This window comes from Sphingomonas paeninsulae (assembly GCF_003660165.1).
GTDB lineage: Bacteria > Pseudomonadota > Alphaproteobacteria > Sphingomonadales > Sphingomonadaceae > Sphingomonas_O > Sphingomonas_O paeninsulae.
The window spans coordinates 2,548,983-2,564,170 of sequence record NZ_CP032829.1 but is presented as its reverse complement, the minus strand read 5'-3'; the positions used below and the strand labels follow the sequence as shown (position 1 = coordinate 2,564,170).

The 15,188-nt window shown below is 58.8% G+C and carries 12 protein-coding genes and 1 tRNA gene; 9 read left to right on the top strand and 4 right to left on the bottom strand.

Annotated features, from left to right (window positions below; all coding sequences use genetic code 11):
* Positions 1 to 15: 15 nt before the first annotated feature.
* Genes D3Y57_RS18025 through D3Y57_RS18010 form a run of 4 tightly spaced genes read right to left on the bottom strand, consistent with a single transcriptional unit; the run spans position 16 to position 5,299 of the window.
* Positions 16 to 2,649: a valine--tRNA ligase gene (locus D3Y57_RS18025; protein WP_121154823.1), complete on the bottom strand. Its 2,634-nt coding sequence runs from the start codon at positions 2,647 to 2,649 to the stop codon at positions 16 to 18.
* 35 nt (positions 2,650 to 2,684) lie between these two features.
* Positions 2,685 to 3,164, bottom strand: coding sequence for a DUF2497 domain-containing protein (locus D3Y57_RS18020; RefSeq protein WP_239025924.1), 480 nt, complete (start codon positions 3,162 to 3,164; stop codon positions 2,685 to 2,687).
* 40 nt (positions 3,165 to 3,204) lie between these two features.
* Entirely contained in the window at positions 3,205 to 4,659 is a 1,455-nt protein-coding gene (locus D3Y57_RS18015) for a TolC family outer membrane protein (RefSeq protein WP_239025923.1), read from the bottom strand.
* A 19-nt stretch (positions 4,660 to 4,678) separates the two neighbouring features.
* The gene (locus tag D3Y57_RS18010) at positions 4,679 to 5,299 is read right to left on the bottom strand and encodes a protein-L-isoaspartate O-methyltransferase family protein (protein WP_121154817.1); all 621 of its coding nucleotides are present in this window, start codon (positions 5,297 to 5,299) and stop codon (positions 4,679 to 4,681) included.
* A 197-nt stretch (positions 5,300 to 5,496) separates the two neighbouring features.
* Here D3Y57_RS18010 and D3Y57_RS18005 point away from each other — a divergent pair.
* The 9 genes from D3Y57_RS18005 (at position 5,497) to D3Y57_RS17975 (ending at position 15,161) form a co-directional block, all read left to right on the top strand.
* A tRNA-Cys gene (locus D3Y57_RS18005) sits at positions 5,497 to 5,570 on the top strand.
* Positions 5,571 to 5,672: 102 nt separating this feature from the next.
* Entirely contained in the window at positions 5,673 to 6,119 is a 447-nt protein-coding gene (locus D3Y57_RS18000) for a DoxX family protein (protein ID WP_121156162.1), read from the top strand.
* A complete protein-coding gene (locus D3Y57_RS20285; protein ID WP_162987194.1) occupies positions 6,116 to 6,268 on the top strand; it encodes a hypothetical protein in 153 nt (50 codons plus the stop codon). The genes D3Y57_RS18000 and D3Y57_RS20285 overlap by 4 nt, the downstream gene beginning before the upstream one ends.
* The gene (gene trhO / locus D3Y57_RS17995) at positions 6,265 to 7,221 is read left to right on the top strand and encodes an oxygen-dependent tRNA uridine(34) hydroxylase TrhO (protein ID WP_121154815.1); all 957 of its coding nucleotides are present in this window, start codon (positions 6,265 to 6,267) and stop codon (positions 7,219 to 7,221) included. The genes D3Y57_RS20285 and trhO overlap by 4 nt, the downstream gene beginning before the upstream one ends.
* A gap of 153 nt (positions 7,222 to 7,374) precedes the next feature.
* Positions 7,375 to 10,455 (top strand): CHAT domain-containing protein, encoded by a 3,081-nt coding sequence (locus tag D3Y57_RS17990; protein WP_239025922.1) that lies wholly within the window; start codon positions 7,375 to 7,377, stop codon positions 10,453 to 10,455.
* A 13-nt stretch (positions 10,456 to 10,468) separates the two neighbouring features.
* Positions 10,469 to 12,481, top strand: coding sequence for an adenylate/guanylate cyclase domain-containing protein (locus tag D3Y57_RS17985; protein ID WP_121154813.1), 2,013 nt, complete (start codon positions 10,469 to 10,471; stop codon positions 12,479 to 12,481).
* Positions 12,468 to 13,184: a hypothetical protein gene (locus tag D3Y57_RS17980; RefSeq protein WP_121154810.1), complete on the top strand. Its 717-nt coding sequence runs from the start codon at positions 12,468 to 12,470 to the stop codon at positions 13,182 to 13,184. The genes D3Y57_RS17985 and D3Y57_RS17980 overlap by 14 nt, the downstream gene beginning before the upstream one ends.
* A gap of 265 nt (positions 13,185 to 13,449) precedes the next feature.
* Entirely contained in the window at positions 13,450 to 13,821 is a 372-nt protein-coding gene (locus D3Y57_RS21030) for a hypothetical protein (protein WP_239025921.1), read from the top strand.
* A gap of 122 nt (positions 13,822 to 13,943) precedes the next feature.
* Positions 13,944 to 15,161, top strand: a complete 1,218-nt coding sequence (locus D3Y57_RS17975) for a ShlB/FhaC/HecB family hemolysin secretion/activation protein (protein WP_239025920.1) — start codon at positions 13,944 to 13,946, stop codon at positions 15,159 to 15,161.
* Positions 15,162 to 15,188 lie beyond the last annotated feature (27 nt).

The following is a 15,188-nucleotide window of genomic DNA, read 5'->3' as shown; positions in this document are numbered from 1 at the left end:
ACTTTGGGTTCGGGATCATCCCAATCGCGCCAGGGCTGCCGACAGCCGTTCGGCCTCGGCAGATTTTTCCGCGTGATCCTCTCGCGCCTTAGCCACCGCCTCGGGCTTAGCACGTTCGACAAATGCTGGGTTTTCCAGACGCTTAGAGAGGGCATCAGCCTCTTTGGTGGCGGCTTCGATACCCTTGGTCAGTCGTGCCCGTTCTGCGGGCAGATCGACCGCATTGGCGAGTGGGAAGATAAGAGTCGCTTCGCCGACAACGATCTGAGCTGACCCGCCGACGTCTGCCTCCTTATCCAAAAGCGCGGCAGGTTCGGTTATCCGGGCCATCCGCCGAAGGATCGAACCGTGGTTCGAAAACCTATGCGTCGTCAGTTCGGAAGCATGAAGAATCGAAGGCTCGAGCGCGATGCCCGGCGCGATGTTGAGTTCGGCCCGCATCGACCGGACACCATTAACCACGCCGATCACCCATTCGATTTCCGCCGCAACCGTTGCGTCATATGCCACCGCTGGATCAGGCCATTGCGCCAGCACCAGATCGCACTCCCGCGTACCCATCGCGTGCCAAAGTTCCTCGGTAATGAACGGCATGAACGGATGCAGCATCACGAGAATCTGGTCGAACACCCAACCCGCGACGGCCTTTGTCTCATCGCCGATTTCGGTCTTGATCAGTTCCAGATACCAGTCGCAAAATCGGTCCCAGACAAAGTGATAAACTGTATTCGCAGCTTCATCGAAGCGCAGGTCGGCCAGCGCCTTATCGAGCTTTGCAACGGTTTCGACCACCTCGCCAATGATCCAGCGATTGACTGCCAGTTCCGTAGCCGGAGCCGCGACCGAAGTCGACGCACCAATCCCGTTGACCTGACAAAAGCGCGCGGCATTCCACAGCTTGGTCGCAAAATTGCGATAGCCCTCGAGTCGCTTCTCATCGAGCTTTATGTCGCGGCCCTGACTCTCCATTGACGCCATGAAAAAGCGCAGCGCATCGGCACCATATTTGTCGATCAGGCCAAGGGGGTCGACCGTATTGCCCTTCGACTTCGACATCTTTGAACCATCAGGCGCGCGGACAAGGCCGTGGAGGTACAGCGTCTTCCACGGCACTTCCTTCATGAAGTGCATCCCCTGCATCGCCATCCGTGCGTCCCAGAAGAACAGGATGTCGAATCCTGAAATCAGAACGTCATTAGGGTAATGTTTCGCGAGCTTCGGATCAGCGTCAGGCCAGCCAAGTGTTCCAAAAGGCCACAGCGCGGACGAAAACCAAGTGTCTAGAACGTCGCTATCCCGAGTGAGGGCAACCCCTTCCCCGGCCAGCGCCTGCGCACTGGCTTCATCTTCGGCCACGTAATATTTGCCATCGGCGTCGAACCACGCAGGAATCTGATGCCCCCACCAAAGCTGGCGAGAAACGCACCACGGCTGAATGTTTTCCAGCCACTGGAACCACGTCTTTTCCCACGTTGCAGGGACAACCTTGATCTCGCCGCTGCGCACGGCTTCGATCGCAGGACCGGCCAGCGTCTTGGCATCAACATACCATTGGTCTGTCAGCCACGGCTCGATCACCACGCCTGAACGATCGCCATAGGGAGTCTGAATGACCCGATCCTCGACCCTCTCAAATGCGCCCGCTTCCTCAAGCATCGCGACGACACGACCGCGGGCATCCTTCACCGAAAGACCAAGCAATTCGTCGGGGATCAGACCGTCAGATGTTTGGATCACCTTGGCCTCGGCATCCAGCATGTTCAGCATCTGCCCCGCAGCAAACCCAGCACGCCGACCGACTTCGAAATCGTTGAAATCATGGCCCGGCGTAATCTTTACGGCACCCGACCCAAGTTCAGGATCGGCGTGCTCGTCGGCCACGATCGGGATCAACCGCCCGGTAATCGGCAACTTCACCATCTTGCCAATCAGGGCCGTGTAACGCTCATCGCTCGGGTTCACGGCAACCGCCATATCGGCAAGCATCGTTTCCGGTCGCGTCGTAGCAACTGAGATATGCCCGCTGCCATCGGCCAGCGCGTAACGGAAATGCCAGAACTTGCCCTGTATCTCGCGCGTCTCGACCTCGAGATCGCTAATCGCGGTTTTCAGACCCGGGTCCCAGTTTACGAGCCGTTTATCGCGGTAGAGCAGCCCCTCGTTATGCAGGTCCACGAACACCTTTAGAACGGCCTTCGAAAAGCCTGCATCCATCGTGAAGCGTTCGTTCTCCCAGTCGCAGCTTGCACCGATCCGGCGAAGTTGCTGGGTGATCTGACCGCCGCTCTCGGCTTTCCATTCCCAAACCTTGGCAATAAATTCCTCGCGCGTGAAATCGGTGCGCTTCTGCTGGGTGAGCGCCATTTGCCGCTCGACGACCATCTGAGTCGCGATGCCCGCATGATCGGTGCCCGCCACCCATAGCGCGTCTTTACCCTGCAAACGCGCGTGGCGGACAAGGATGTCCTGCAGCGTAATGTCGAGGGCATGGCCAATGTGAAGATTGCCGGTGACGTTCGGCGGGGGCATCACGATGGTGAAGGGAGCAGCGTCGGGGCGCTCAGGCCGGAACGCGTTGCTACTCTCCCAATGCGCGTACCAGCGGGCTTCGATTTCGGCGGGGTCGAATGTTTTTGAAAGTTCGGTCATAACGCGTGCCGCTTAGCGGGTCCGTGACCGTGCGCCTATCCCCGCGCTGTTATCCTTGAGATTTCCTGCGCGACCAGGCGCTCGACGACGTCCGGCAGTCGTTGATCGAGCCAATCGGCCAACATCGGCTTCAGCATTTCGCGGACCAGCCCCTCCAGCGTGTCGCCCCCGGTAATCTCGGGCTTTATGACCAGAGCGGACAGCGCTGCAATCGAGGATCGACTGGCGTTAAGAGTCGCATCCGAAACCAGCGGTGGCTTCTGTGACGCTTCAGGCTGCTGAATATCGGGCACGCGGCGGTCCTTAATAGGCTCCTCGACCGGAGCAGCCTCTGTAAGCTCTAGGACTTCGGACTCATCGGATGATTCGGTCCTTGACGGGACAGCACGTTCCATCGTCATCGATCCGGCAACCGATCGCCGTGTCCTTGGTACCGACAAAGCGACATCGCTATCTTCAGCGATGATACGTTTTATCGATGATAAAATCTCTTCCATCGACGGTTCGTTGCTCATGTCACCCACCGTTAAGCACCTTTTCGCAACGCCCCACACGTTATTTCTGCGTTGGTCCGATAACTGACGGGGTTTGGGCGGGCGTGTCAACTGTCCGGCTCGCAACCGGAGAGGGGTGAGGATCGTCATGAAAATCCCAAATGTCGTTCCTGACACGATTATAGTTAACCGTCGGATCGAAAAGCGCCCCCGACTCAAGGCCGAGATTGCGAGCCTCGGCCTGCCCCATTGCAGCAAGCAGCGAAAAGCCTGCAACATAACTATTCCGACGCGCGGACACGAGGTTCACCTGCGAATTCAGCAATTCCTGCTCGGCATTCAGGATGTCGAGAATCGTGCGGTTGCCCACGCTGTTCTCTGCACGGACGCCCTCCAGCGAAAGTGTGTTGGCATCCACTGCTGACTGTGACGAAATTATCAGCTCATTCGAAGCACGCCAGCTGGCATAGGCCGCCCGGGTTTGCGCAACAATATTACGTTCAACCTCAATCGTCTGCTCGATCGACTGCGACTCGAGGGCCTGGGCCCGCCGAACCTGAGCCGTGGGCAGTCCGCCCTGGTAAAGCGGGATGGTAAGCTGCACGCCGGCCTGAGCAGTTGTGCTGGTCTGCGGAATACCGGTTGAGCCAAACCCATCAGCAACCAGAGAGCCCAGAAAATTCGAGTAATTTCCGCCCGCGATCGCTGCAATCGTTGGAGCACGAGAGGCTCGAGCGACGTTAGTATCAAAACGCGCGGCTTCACGGCGGCGCTGCGCCGCCAAAAGGCCGGGATTATTATCGAGCGCGACCGTCACCGCCGTATCGGGCGAAATTGGCAGGTTGGGCAACGGCGGCGGCGGCTCTAGGTTGGTCGCAGAATCGCCAACCAGACGAACATAAGTCTCGCGACTGGTGATCAACTGCGCCTGCGCCGATTCGAGCTGGCTCCGCGCTTCCGAAAGTCGCGCTTGCGATTGAGCAACGTCGGTGCGGGTCAAATCGCCGACCTGAAACCGATCCTGCGTCGCCTCGAGATTGACGTTCAGCACCTGAAGATTCTGCATATTCAGCGACACGATTGCCTGATCGCGAATGACGTCCATGTATGAAGCAACGACATTGGAGAACAACGTCGCCTCAGTATCACGTAGCGACGCCTGCCCCGCGCTGACGCGGGCGTCGGCCGCTTTCACCGCATTATGCACGGCACCGCCCGAATAAATCGGCACGGAAAGATTGACGGTGGCCGACGCGGATCGTGCTGGCGATGTGAAATTCAATGCCGACCGTACAAAGTCTTCAGTATAGGCTGCTGTTGCATTTGCAGAAGGCAATCCGCGCGCGCGCGCAATGGGTACGCCTTCATCGGTTGCACGCTGCCCCGCGCGAGCACCGGTCAGAGTTGGGTTGCTGCGATATGCCTTTGCCAACGCCTCACGCAGCGTGTCTGCCGACGCAGGGCCGGAGACAAGAACCGTTGCAAGCAAGAGCGCGCGAACGCTGCAGTGGATCACTGGCGAAAAACCCCCAAATTCAAAATACGAATGCGCGTGGTCGGGCGAATCCGGGCAAGACCACTGCATCGGCATCGGCAAATGCGCTGAGCGCGAACCCAGCCCCTCCGCGGCGACCGACAGCAAGCCGGGTAACACCATTCTCGATCGTTGCGGTGGCGAGGCGGCCGCCGGGAGCAAGCTGGTCGATCAACGCCGAGGGCACCTCCTCGACCGCACCGTCAATGACGATAACGTCGAACGGACCATGATCCGCAGCACCAGCTTCTAAAGGACCGACAACGTCACCAGCCGTCGCCAGCGCGGCATCACACTCAAGGCCGACAACCGATTTCGCGAGTAAGGTTGCGACCGCGACGGCATAGCCGGTAGCCGCCCCAACGATCAGGACATGATCGCTGGCAGTAATCCCCGCTTCGTTGATCAACCGGGCGGTCGCCATCGGCGAATTTAAAGCGCGACCGTTTACGAGGGGAATCGATATATCGGTATAAGCAACGTCACGTCGGTCGGCTGGAACATAGTCCTCGCGTGGAACACGGGCCATCGCATCGACGACACGGGGATCGTCGACAGACGTGGTGCGCAACTGGTTCGACACCATCGCGCGGCGCATTGATTCGAAGCGGTCTGCGGTCATTGATCGAACATCTCGGTTACACCTGTTCTGGCTTGATGCCATAGCTGTGTTGGTCATGCAATACAGTGCGGCAATCGCCTATATCGTGAACCGTCGCGTCAGCCAAGCGGCGTCGTCGCAATCCCGATTAAGTTGTCATGCAAGTTACCAAGTGAGTTGACAGTAGGCTCTGCGGCTTGCAGGAGGCGCGTCCGGTTGGCCCGATGGCGGAGTGGTGACGTAGAGGACTGCAAATCCTCGCACCCGGGTTCGATTCCCGGTCGGGCCTCCAACCTTCAAGCGCGCTTCGATTTCGATAGCGCCTCTTGAAATGGCATCGTGTTTGCGCGTTCAAGCCTTGCACTTGGATGCCGAACCAACGACGGAGGCTCATATGATCGCCCCCTCCCCCTCGCCAGTTGATCCACGCCTTGAGCGGATTCGGACGGTGTTGCGCTGTCTTCTGGCGGTCATCTATGCGTTCGTCGGCTATGTGCACCTTCATTCGCCGGGCGGGTTTCTGGCGATCATGCCGGCTTGGGTGCCCTATCCCGATCGGGTCATACTGATTACCGGCCTCTGTGAAATTCTGGGCGCCATTGCCCTAATGACAAAGCGGCTACGTTATCTGGCTGGGATCATGCTTGCAGCCTATGCGGTTTGCGTTTTTCCAGCGAACATCAAGCACGCACTGGAAGGTATCGCGATTGGGCACACCAAACTTGGTTGGTGGTATCACGGCCCCCGCCTTTTGTTTCAGCCGGTAATCATCTGGTGGGCGCTGTTCGCTGGCGGTATAACTGACTGGCCGCTGAGAACGCGAAAGGCTTTGAACCGATGACCGAATCTCTGGACGATCAGATTATCGAAACGCCCGAGGGTCCGATGACATGGGCCGAGTGGAAGAAAAAAAACCCGGTCCAGATCCCCTCACGGCGGACCAAGGGCAAGGATTTGCCCAACAAGGTTAAGCGTTTCACCGAAAAATGACGAATACCGAAGTTCAGGTCGCGGCGCTGTACCGCTTTGCCCGTTTCGAGGATTGCGCAGCATTGCGCGAGCCACTTGAGCAAGTTTGCGCGGACGTGCGGGGGACGATCCTTCTGGCCCCCGAAGGCATTAACGGAACGATCGCAGGGTCGGAAGCGGCGATCGCAGGGGTCATCGCCCACGTCCGTACACTCCCCGGCTGTTCGGAACTGGAAGTGAAATATTCGTCGGCAGCGATGATGCCATTCTATCGCATGAAGGTGCGGTTAAAGCGCGAAATCGTCACGATGGGCCAGCCCGATATCGACCCCTTGAGCGGCACTGGATATTACGTAGCGCCTGCGGATTGGAATGCCCTGATCGCCGATCCGGACACCGTCGTCATCGATACGCGCAACGATTACGAAGTGGCTATCGGCAGTTTTCCGGGGGCGATCGACCCGAAGACGCAAAGCTTTGGCGATTTTCCGGCGTGGTTTCGGGAAAACCGGGAAGCGGTAACTTCTGGCAAGACCAAGGTCGCAATGTTCTGCACAGGCGGGATTCGCTGCGAGAAATCGACCGCGTTCCTCAAGTCTGAAGGCATTGATGAAGTTTATCACCTGCAAGGCGGTATCCTGAAATATCTTGAAACTGTGCCCCCTGCCGAAAGTATGTGGGAGGGCGAGTGTTTCGTCTTTGACCAGCGAGTCGCTGTCGGATCGGGGCTGGTCGCCGGCACGCACAGTATTTGTCATGCTTGCAGGAAACCGCTGAACGCCGAGGGGCGCAAATCACCCTTATACGTTGAGGGCGTGAGTTGTGCGGCCTGTCACGGATCGCGCGACGATGCTGAATTGGCTGGATTTGCCGAACGACAACGTCAGGCAGCGTTGGCAGAGGCGCGCGGCGAAGCACATTTTGGCACCCGACCCAAACGATCTTCTGCCTGTGAGAAGGTTTCGGAAGGTTAAGGCACTCTTGAGCATCATTGTTCGACAACGTGATCGACCGGTGTAGAAAGACCTCCATAAAGGACTGATTCGTCGGACCTTTGGGGGCGCGCAATTTTCACTGCGGTGCAGAGCAAACTCTGGCCGTGCTGACTGTGAAGCGGGGGGATTTACGTGTCTGACAGCAGCGTTTTTCGGCATTTATTGGCTACAGCAACTTTGGCTGTTTGCGCCACGGGCGCTACCCCTTCACTGGCTGCCTCGCCCAGCCTTTTGGACAGCTTTCCGCTCGGCAGCGGCGGCGGTGTGTTGTGTCAGGTACAGACACGCAGTCACGACAAAGCATTATCCAATATGTTCGACCGATCCTGGGCGATCGTATGTCGCGATGCCGCCCAGCCTGTCGGAAAATTACGCGCTTTGCGTGGTGACAATGCAGAAGCCAGGCTGGCTGCGGCACGGTCCGGAGAAGTCGATTGTTCCGCTGACTCGACAGAAGCGATCGAGGATCTGGGGAATGTTGCGGTAAAGCACTGCAAACTGAAAACAGCGGCAGTCGGGTATAGGGTTTATTCGTATCGCAAAGGGCCGGTTCTCTGGGTCGCCGAAGGGTTGGATGGTTACGATTCGGCTCTGAAACTGGGACTGCGCACCGTCGTCGCCGATCGCATCGTTGCAGGCAAAGTGACTCTTGCAACGACTTCGGTGGATGATCCCGTAGCGTTCGCGCGCGTACAAGCTGGCACTCTCGATCCCGATCAGGCGCTGGCAGAGGGGTATCGCCGCAACAACAGTGGCGATTACGCCGAAGCTGCGGAGTTTTTCGACACCCTTGAAAATCGTGCGGCAAAGGGAACGGCTGAAGCCGACCATGCGGGCGAATATCTGATTAACCGTGCGCTGCAAAAATCGAACCTCGGTGACTTTGCAGAAGCCGATGCGCTGTTTACGCAGGCAAACCTGATCCCGACGAACGATGCCGTACAGGTTCGGTTGCGGCGCAATTTCGAAGCGTTGCACCAACTGAATCAGCAGCACTACGATGCCGCCCTGAACGTTCTGGATCGCCCCGTGGCGCCTATCGAGCGGGTCATTGGGCAACCGGGAAGCGCAATCGAGATCGGGGCTCAGGTGGCTGCCGAAATCAATGCCGGCGTACCAGTGGCACAGCGCCTGGGTGCGACCGATTCCACTACTTTAACGCCCGACGAACGCGCGCAGATCATCGACGCGCAGGCATTACAGATCCGCGGGACTTTGCTGCGCCTGCAAGGCAAGCCCGTCGAGGCGCGAGCTGCACTCGATGCGGCGATGGCGCAGGCTGTGGTGGTACGAGCGGGCCGCGTACTGTCAATCACGCGGCTGCGTTCCCAGATACTGGCGGAGTCAGGACTTGCTCTGGAAGCATCGGGCAATGTGAGCGGGGGCGAGGGCAAAATGCGAGCCGCGCTGGCTCTGCTCGAAACACGCTATCCGCTGACGGTTGCCGTGAATGGCGCGCGTGCGCGGCTCGCCGCTTATCTGGCGCGACATGGTCAGGTTACAGCGGCGATGGCGCAGTTCCGTACCGTTGTGCAAACCGCTGCCGATACCCATACTCCCGTGACCGGCCTTGGAAATTTGCTCAGCCCCTATTTCCAGCTTCTGGTCGACCAGATGCCCGCCAACCCCGCGTTGGTCACCGATTTCTTTCTCGCAACGCAAACACTGGTGCGACCGGGCGTTGCCGATACTCAGGCGATCCTCTCACGCGAACTGAGCGAAGGCACCGGCGACGGCTCGCGGTTGTTCAGGCAGGCACGGACACTGGACCGCGATATCGAGCGGAGCAGGATCGAACTCGCCAACCTCGTCGCTACAACAAATCGAACCACGGACGTGGATACCGCGATCGCTGCGACCAACGCAAATCTGGCGCAATATGGCGCAGAACAGGTCGCAACACAGGCTCAACTGGCGAGCTATCCGCAATATCGCGCCTTGACGCCCAGCGTGTTGACGCTGCCTGAATTGCAGACAACGCTGAGGTCCGGCGAAGCTTATTACAAAGTCACCGCCGTTGGACGCTCAGTTTACGGGCTCTATGCGACGAATGATCACGCGACTGCGTGGCGTGTTCCGCTTTCGCCCGACGATCTCGACACGGCGGTCGATAATTTGCGCGATACGATCGTGAAAGATGAGGGCGGCCAACTCAATACCTACCCGTTCGACATAGATGGCGCGCACCGACTATATGTCGCATTGTTCGGTCCGGTTGCCGATCGGATGGCGAGTATCCGGCATTTGATTTTTGAACCGGATGGCGCGTTGCTCCGTCTGCCGATCAATTTGCTGGTCACCGATCAGGCAAGTGTAGATCGCTACACCGCCCGAACGCGTACACCGGATGCGGATCAGTTCGATTTCCGCGGGACGGCGTGGCTGGGCCGTAACGCAGCGATCAGCACTGCCGTTGCCGCCCGTGCTTTCCGCGATGCGCGCGGCGCACCCGCTTCGGTCGCCAAGTTGCAATATCTTGGCTTTGGTCAAAACGCCCCGATCAACGACACGTCCCGTTCAGCGTATTTGCGAAGTGCCAGCGAGACTGGAGCAATAGATTGCAGATGGCCGATCAGCGAATGGAACAAGCCGATAGCGGACACGGAATTGCGCGAGGCAAGCGCGCTGGCTGGAGCGAACCAGTCAAGCATAGTGATCGGCAATGCCTTTACAGACACTGCGGTCATGGCGCGCAAAGATCTTAGCGACTACCGTATTCTGCACTTTGCAACGCATGGACTAGTGACGGCCCCCCGTCCCGAATGTCCCGCGCGCCCTGCCCTGCTAACCAGCTTCGGCGGTGCGGGATCGGACGGACTGCTATCTTTCCGCGAGATTTACGACCTGAAGATCGATGCCGACCTCGTTATTCTGTCGGCTTGCGATACAGCGGGCAAGGCAACGATTGCGGCAACGCGAGAGGCCGGTGTCACGACCGGCGGCGGCAATGCGCTCGATGGATTGGTGCGTGCATTTATCGGCGCTGGTGGCCGGTCGGTGTTGGCGAGCCACTGGCCCGCACCCGACGATTTCAATGCGACCGAAACGCTGATCGTGGGACTGTTTCAGGGCGGCCAGAACGCGACCGTTGGAGAAGCATTGGAAGCAGCCGAACGCAAACTGATGGACGACGTAAAAACTTCGCACCCCTATTATTGGTCGGGGTTCGCAATTGTCGGCGATGGCGGCCAACGACTGATTACAGCACGTTGAAAAATCGTTGGTAGTGGTTCGGCGTCAATCCGATGGCGCACGTCGGCGACGACGGGTTGCGCGGCAGCTTGGTCCCGCGCGACTGATTACGACCGCGATCTTTCTCGTACTGGCGTTGCTGATCGCACGATTTAGCTGGCGAACCCCCTTCGTGCTCGACGCCGAGGGGGTGTTGTTCGACTTCCGCAGTGCCCTTGCCTCCCCAATGGTCGATCAGGACAAGAGCATCGCGCTTGTTGTCTATGACGAAGACACGCTGAGACTGACAGGCAAACGATCGCCGGTCGATCGGACGGTGCTCGCCAAAGCGTTGAAGCGGATCGACACGATGGGTGCGAAATCCATCGGCATAGATATATTGATCGATCAGCCACAGGCCGAAGACCCTGCGCTGGTCGAAGCCTTCCGCAGTATGAAGACTCCCACTTGGCTTGCGTATGCGTCAAGTGCGACGGCGGAGGAGAAAACCACCTATTCGCAGCAGAAGTTCGTCGAACAATTTCTCCGCGATGTCGCACCGGGCAATGTCCACGCATCCAGCATCAGACTGGAAGCGGACGCCGACAATGTGTTGCGCCGCTGGCCGCCGCGCCCGAACGGTTTGCCCCCGATCCTGCCGAACGCAATGTCACCGGCAAACCCGGCATTTCAAAAGTTTACGGGCAGCGTCGAATATCGCCAACCCAGGGATTCTGAGCGCGGGGTGTTTTCGGTCATACCGATCCAGACCTTCGCCGACGACGCAATGTTTGCCGTTCCCGAAGCGGCTGCGATGTTTGCCGATCAGATCAGAGGGCGTCACGTCCTGATCGGTGGACATATTCAGGATATCGACCTGTTCCTTACGCCCCTCACCCGATCGACGGGCAAGCAGACATGGGGTCTCGATATTTTTGCGCATATGCTGGCGCAACAGCTCGATAATCGATTGCCGAGGCACATCCCATCGTGGGCTCTGTGGCTGGCTGCGGTTGCAGCAATTGGATCTGGGGTCGTCACGGCGCTGGGCAACATGCGTGCGACACCGCTTGCCTTACTTATGGCGCTCCAGATTGCCCTGATCGGTTATCTGCCGTTCTACCTCCAGCAACATCTGGTCGACACCTACGGATTGCCGGTGTTCGGCTGGGTCGTCGGCTGGATACTGGCCTTTACCGCCGTTGGGACAGCGGCGCGGGCTATCGGATCGGAACAGCGCAAGTTCGCTCAGTCAGCGCTGGGCAAATATCTGCCGCGTGACATCGCAGCCGAAATCCTGCGCGATCCCGACGGATTGAAGCTGCACGGTGAAAAGCGAGAAATTTTCGTGGTGTTTACCGATCTGGAAGGTTTCACAAAGCTAAGTCATGCGATCGAACCGGAAATGGTCGCAACATTGTTGAACACTTATCTTGAAACGCTGTCGGATATCGTGCTCGATCACGGTGGCACGATCGACAAATTCGTCGGCGATGCCGTCGTGGCGTTCTGGGGAGCGCCCATTGCGCGGCCCGACGATGGGGAACGCGCTGGACGTGCGGCATGGGCGATGTACGAAGCTGGCGAAGTGTTCCGCAAAAATGTTCCTGATGGCGTCCCGACCATTGGTCGCACCCGCGTCGGCCTGCATCACGGCGAAGCGATTGTCGGAAATTTCGGTGGTGAAGGACGCATCCAATATACTGCGCTGGGTGATAGCATGAACACGGCGGCGCGGCTGGAATCAGCGAACAAACAATTAGAAACCCGGATGCTGGTTAGCAGGGAAGCTGCCGAACTGTCCGGGCTGGATTGGTATCGACCGCTTGGGTGCGTCGTCTTGCGCGGGCGGTCGACCCCGATCGATGTATTCGAGCCCGCGCCGCACCTCACCCCTGACGAACGCGCGCGCTTTGCGGACATTGTCGCACGCGCAATAAAGCGGGAGCCGGTGGCTATCGAGGAATTGAAAAATTACGCCGATCAGCATCCAGATGACGCTGCGGTTCGTAATTTGGTTTATCGCACAAACAACCAGTCTGACGGAGGCTATTATGTCCTGGACTAATAAAACGATGAAACTTGCTGCTGCCGCATTGGCCGTGGGGATCGCGGGAACAGCCTTGGCGGGAACGATCGTCATCCGTGCAGATGGTCCGTCAAAAGGCTCTTACCCTCCCGGCAAGTCGTTAACCGGACGGGTTGCTTTACGTGCGGGCGACACGCTGGTCGTGCTGGATGGCCGAGGAACACGGACGCTGACCGGACCGGCTAGCATCGACCTTAGCGCCACGCGAACCGCGTCTGCCGCACCATCGGCGCTGACCTCGCTGATCCGGAACGCAGGAGCGCGGCAGGTCAGGACCGGAGCGGTTCGTGGCGGCACGACGGTTGAGGCCAACAGCCCGAACCTCTGGTACATCGACACGACCCGTAGCGGAACGGTGTGCATTGCGGACCGCAGCCAAGCGACATTGTGGCGCAAGTCGATGACCAATGCCGTCACGCTGACCCTGACACGCGGTAGCGACCACAAGGCCGTGCCCCTGACCTTTGCTGTTGGGCAAAGTGTGCGTTCGTGGCCGGTCTCTGACATGCCGATTACGACATCTTCCGACTATTGGCTGAGCGGGCCGGGCATTGCCAAGCCGGTTAGCGTGCGGATCGAAACCGTGGGAAATCCCGGCACGACACCCGATACGATCGCCGCTGCGCTGATCGAAAAAGGATGTTCGCATCAGGTCGATATGCTGGTTGCAGCAGGCTCCTGAATACATTGGGTTTAACGCGCTCCGACAATCGTTGGAGCGGCATACGGTTGTAAATTGGCAATCCAGATGATAGCCAATTGTAAGGTGACGGACCAAATAATCCGCGCTTGAAGTCCTCGGGGCCGTCGGGGAAGATCAGCAATGATCCGGTAATTTGCCGGGCGCGGGGTCGGACTTGGACGATACCCGTTTGGGGGACGATATGCGATCTGTTACGCCTTCTTTATTAGCGGCTTCTATACTTTCAGCTTGGCCTGGCGTGGCTTTGGCTCAATCGGTCCCGGGTGTTCCTACGCGCGAGGAAGTACAGCGCGCGCCGATAAATACTGCCCCACCACGGGGCGCAAGAATTACCGTAGAAGGCGAAGTAGAGCGCGCGCCCTGCCCGCTCGCAGACCCCGCCTATAAAGATATCAACGTAACGCTGTCCGGGGCGGAGTTCAGTGGCCTCGGCGCCATCCCAGCCGATCTGCTAAGCCCCGCCTATCGCGACATGGTCGGCAAACCATTGCCGATCGCCAGCGTGTGTGAAATTCGTGACCGCGCGGCAACGATCCTGCGCCGCGCGGGCTATCTTGCCGCCGTTCAAGTCCCCCACAGCGGATCGAGAACGGGGTCGTCAAATTCGATGTTCTGATCGCCAAGCTCGTCGGTTTTCAGGTTCGCGGCGACGCCGGAAAATCCGAACCGCTGATCCAGCATTACCTGACTGCAATTCAGGAACAGCCGGTTTTCAACATTCTGACGGCTGAGCGTTATTTGCTGCTGACCCGTGACCTCCCCGGTTTCGACGTGCGCATGACTTTGCGCCCCGCCGGAACAGTTCCCGGCGAAGTCATCGGCGAGGTCAAGGTCGTGCGCACCCCCGTCGAACTGGACGTCAATGTTCAGAACCTCGGTTCGCGCGAAGTCGGCCGCTTTGGTGGTATCGCACAATTACGGCTGAACGGCCTACTCGGCATGGGCGACCGCACCACAATCGGATTTTTCTCGACCGCCGACTTCAAGGAGCAGCAGGTCGCGCAGCTATCGGAGGAAATCCGGGTTGGGCGTGAAGGGCTGACGCTGGGCGCGGACTTCAACTACGCATGGACGAACCCTACCATTCCCAACTTCACGCTGCGGTCTCGTACTTTGGTCGCCACCTTGCGCGCGCGCTATCCGTTGATCCGGCGACAGTCGCACAATTTATTTCTGAGCGGTGGCGTGGATTTCATCAATCAGGCAAGCCGCCTTATCGGACCGACGGGCGCGATCCCCCTGTCTCGCGACCGGCTTCGCGTGGGCTATGCACGGCTCGATTATCAGGCGGTCGATCCTGCAAGCATTGCAGGGACGACTGGCTATTCGATCAGCGAACCGCGTTGGGCGGTCGGCGGATCGCTCGAATTGCGGCAAGGTATGGATGTATTCGACGCCAGCCCCGATTGTCGCGGAAATCCCCGCGCTTGCGGTTCCATCAAAAGCAGCCGCATCATCGCCGACCCTTCGGCATTCGTGATGCGTGGAAGCGCAAATGTTACCTTCCGCCCCATTCCATTGATCGGTTTCAGCCTCCAGCCCCGAGCGCAATATGCGCCCCACGCGCTGCTCAGCTACGAACAGTTTTCTGCAGGCAATTACACTATCGGTCGCGGGTTCGATCCCGGTACATTGCTGGGCGATTCTGGCGTCGGTGTGCGTGGCGAAATCACTGTGGGAAGCATGGTGCCGCGTTCGCGTAAAGACCTCGCGATTCAGGCTTATGGCTTTATCGATGCGGCATGGGCATGGGATCACGACCCCACCTCACCGATCCGGTATCCAGAGAAATTACAATCCGGCGGCGGCGGTGCGCGTGTGGCATTTGGCGACCGGTTTCAGGCGGACGCGGGTATAGCCGTGCCATTCCGCGCAGCGGGACTGCAAATCCAGCGCGGTGACACGCGCTTCCTTGTTTCGCTGACCGCAAAATTGCTTCCCTGGGGCCGCCACTGATGAACCGTCCTTCTGTAAAAGGCACTG

What these genes read in the sequence shown, in the direction of transcription:
- trhO (WP_121154815.1), top strand. Translation starts at nt 6,265, where the DNA reads ATGACGAATACCGAAGTTCAGGTCGCGGCGCTGTACCGCTTTGCCCGT.
- D3Y57_RS18010 (WP_121154817.1), bottom strand. Translation starts at nt 5,299, where the DNA reads ATGACCGCAGACCGCTTCGAATCAATGCGCCGCGCGATGGTGTCGAAC.
- D3Y57_RS20285 (WP_162987194.1), top strand. Translation starts at nt 6,116, where the DNA reads ATGACCGAATCTCTGGACGATCAGATTATCGAAACGCCCGAGGGTCCG.
- D3Y57_RS18025 (WP_121154823.1), bottom strand. Translation starts at nt 2,649, where the DNA reads ATGACCGAACTTTCAAAAACATTCGACCCCGCCGAAATCGAAGCCCGC.
- D3Y57_RS18020 (WP_239025924.1), bottom strand. Translation starts at nt 3,164, where the DNA reads ATGAGCAACGAACCGTCGATGGAAGAGATTTTATCATCGATAAAACGT.
- D3Y57_RS17980 (WP_121154810.1), top strand. Translation starts at nt 12,468, where the DNA reads ATGTCCTGGACTAATAAAACGATGAAACTTGCTGCTGCCGCATTGGCC.
- D3Y57_RS18000 (WP_121156162.1), top strand. Translation starts at nt 5,673, where the DNA reads ATGATCGCCCCCTCCCCCTCGCCAGTTGATCCACGCCTTGAGCGGATT.